At 50.6% G+C, this 2,976-nt stretch carries 3 protein-coding genes; all 3 read right to left on the reverse strand.

Annotated elements, in window-relative coordinates:
- Positions 1-65: 65 nt before the first annotated feature.
- Entirely contained in the window at positions 66-578 is a 513-nt protein-coding gene (locus tag RM811_RS02925; protein WP_402520598.1) for a hypothetical protein, read from the reverse strand.
- 232 nt (positions 579-810) lie between these two features.
- Positions 811-1,341, reverse strand: a complete 531-nt coding sequence (locus RM811_RS02930) for a hypothetical protein (RefSeq protein WP_402520600.1) — start codon at positions 1,339-1,341, stop codon at positions 811-813.
- 209 nt (positions 1,342-1,550) lie between these two features.
- Positions 1,551-2,976 (reverse strand): hypothetical protein (locus RM811_RS02935; protein ID WP_402520602.1); only part of this gene is annotated, 1,426 nt, incomplete at its 5' end.

Below are 2,976 nucleotides of genomic sequence, written 5' to 3' on the forward strand. Positions count from 1 at the left end.
ACGTTTTTTTTTTTAGTGAGACGGCGCCCACAGAGATCTACACCGTGTATCTTTCGTCGGCAGCGTCAGATGTGTATAAGAGACAGGTTGAACACAGGGTCCAGCTCCTGGTAGTCCTTGCGGAGTTCCTGAAACTGGTCAGCGGGTGGTTCACTGGCTGGCGGTGTCGCACTCTGTTGGCTGAGTAAATCCACCTGAGCCTGCAGAGTCGCCATCTGTTGCTGAAGCTGTTGATTACTGCGATCCAGATCAGCGGATTTCTGCGTGGCCTGGGTCATCAGAGCGTGGGCATTTTTGCGGGACTCTTCCGCTTTGGTGTACTTGTCCTGCCAGTCATTACCATCGTCGGGGGCAGGCGGCTCGTTTTGAGAATCCGGCTCCGGCGCAGGTGGCGGGGGCACATCATCAGCGGGTGCGGGTGGTGGCTCGTTTTGCTTGTCCTGCTGCTCGTCATAAGAAACAGGGGCATTCAGGGCCTTACCCATCAGGGCTGCCAGTTCGGCATCGGTATCACTGTCCAGCTGGTCGGCGTCAATCGCCATCTTCATTCTCCGTGTGGGGCGCTTAGGCTTATCCACATTTTGTTTAACCTGATCGCTGTGGGGTCGAAACTTATCCACAGTTCACAAGCGAAAAAAAACCGCCTTGTGGCGGTTCGGTTAAAAAACATGTTTGTCGACAAAATCCTCAAGGATTGCTGCTCAGTAGCATACTTAATCAGGTGGTAGGTCAAAAGTGTGAGAAGAAACAATGCAGAGTTTGCGATCCCATGGCACCGGGACGCTTATCCACACATCTAACCCACTACCCTTAATCTGATTTGAGCATTTTTTTTAATTCCATTCTGGATTCTCTATTCAAGAGCATTTCTGCCGTTTTGCCAGCATAATTCTTTATTGATCTATTAGCGCCTTTTTCTATCGCTGCTTTCATGGCTCTTAAATAGCCTTTCTCAGCTAAGGCATGCAGTACTGTACCACCAGCTGCGGCATGCGATACTGTACAATCAGTGTTGTGAATTAAATCATTAGTTGGCTGAATTGGTGTTTTTCCGTTTAATTCTTTCAACCACGTAACATCTTCTTCAACGGCCTTAGACCACGCAGCGCCTATATTATCCACTACCTCCGATAACTCCGATTTACATTTCTCGGCTAATGACCTCCGTATCGGTTGCGAAGCCGTGGTTCCCTCCGCCCTAAGGCCTGCTTCATTTATTGGTTTCGTCTCAGAAACCTTTACGCTACCGTGGTGTTGCCATTTTGTTTCCACGCCGTGGGCTGAAGCATTGTCTAGAGCGTTACCTACAGCTTGGGTTGTTTTTCCTACAGGATTTGGCATATGGCACTCCTTATGTTATTCAGACTGGATTGTGCAGCGCCGCTGACAGCTAATCCTCAATACATCGGACACTTTCACGCACAGCTCCTCAGTCAAGATCTAAAGCCTTAGTCCACAATTCAATAAAAAAGTTTCCACCAATTATCATTTATCGAATAAAAGTTCGTGACCGGTGCGCTAACTGCACTAAATCACTCAGTTCCTGCGCCTTACCCTGAAGGATGCGTAAATCGGTTGAATCCCGGGCGTTGGCCATTTTCTCCAGTAGCTCCGTTCGGCGACGTTGGAGGTGTTCCAGTAGCGTCTGGTAATCCGGGCTGGCCTCCAGCCGCAGGATCGCTTCCGCCTCCTGGCTGGTCAGGTGCAAGGGATTGGGCATAGAGTTCCTCTTCAGGTCTGAGGGCTTTATCGGGATCAATATCCAGGGCTTTCATATATTCATTGAGCAAGTAACGATGGTCGGTCATGGGACCCAGCACCGGATTCATGGTGATATTCAGGGCGTTCATCATTCGTTCTGATTGCAGCTCTTTGGCCACCAGCGCAGCACTACCCATAGGGACGATATCCAGATCTCCCCGCTTGGCATCCTCTCTGTCACTCCAGCGCATGGCGAAATTGAACAGGCTGTCGATCAGCGGAACGGTTGCATAGTCGTCTATGTTTTTGACGACACTTTTCATGGCCACATTGGCGGCGGTCATCAGCATACTCATGCCGCTGGCGGTTTTGTTTATGCTCTGGGTCTGTTCGCCGTGGGGGTAGCTGGGGAGTGAGGTTTCTTCATCTGCAAAGCGACGGAACATTTCAAAGATGCCGGACAGGTCACCCTGATTGCTATTGATGTTAATGGCATCAATCATGGGTCCTTCACCGGCCTCACCGTCGTAGAACCAGAGTCGGTATGGATAGATTTTCTTGGCATCTTCCAGTGATACGCCTTCCGGTAGCTTCGATACATCCATCTGGAACATGGGGCCAGCGGTTAATGCTGCATTGTCTAGCAAAGCTCTGCCGGTGGAGTTCATTACATCCTGACTGTCGTTCATCATGTACGGGACACCGATGCCCCAGAAGCGATGCAATACCGACTCATAGGGTACGAATTTGTAGGGAATACTTTCAGGCTTCAGGGGATTGAGCCGTGCCATAACGACCCTGCCATCACAGATCCAGATATTGGCCTGGTACTCCATCTGTTCTTCTACATCGTTGACGCCATACTCCATTAACTGCTGACCATCCACTGGCCCCCAGTACTCCAGCACGTCATAGCGACGGGGCTTTACATGCTGTTCGTCATTGTCGTTGATGTTGCGCAGCTCACGCTCGTAATCCAAAGGAACATGATTGCCTTGGGGTGACTCAGCCAGAATGTCCATAATCGTTTCTGCTTCAAAGCCCGGGCTTTCCCCGAGTTCCCTGAATTCATGGCGGGTCAACACATGGCGACGGAACAGATCATTGGGTTTTCCCGGGTCATGGGAGTAAGGGTCCGGAAACATATCAAAGACACTGGCCCATTCGATGTCTGGCTCAATGCTCTGTTGCTCGGTCAGCTTCCATTCGTCGCCCTCACTTTCCCACTTCTCGTGGTTACGGCTGTCTCTTATACACATCTGACGCTGCCGACGA

Origin of the sequence: Endozoicomonas sp. (assembly GCF_031844845.1) — a bacterium.
Classification (GTDB): domain Bacteria; phylum Pseudomonadota; class Gammaproteobacteria; order Pseudomonadales; family Endozoicomonadaceae; genus Endozoicomonas.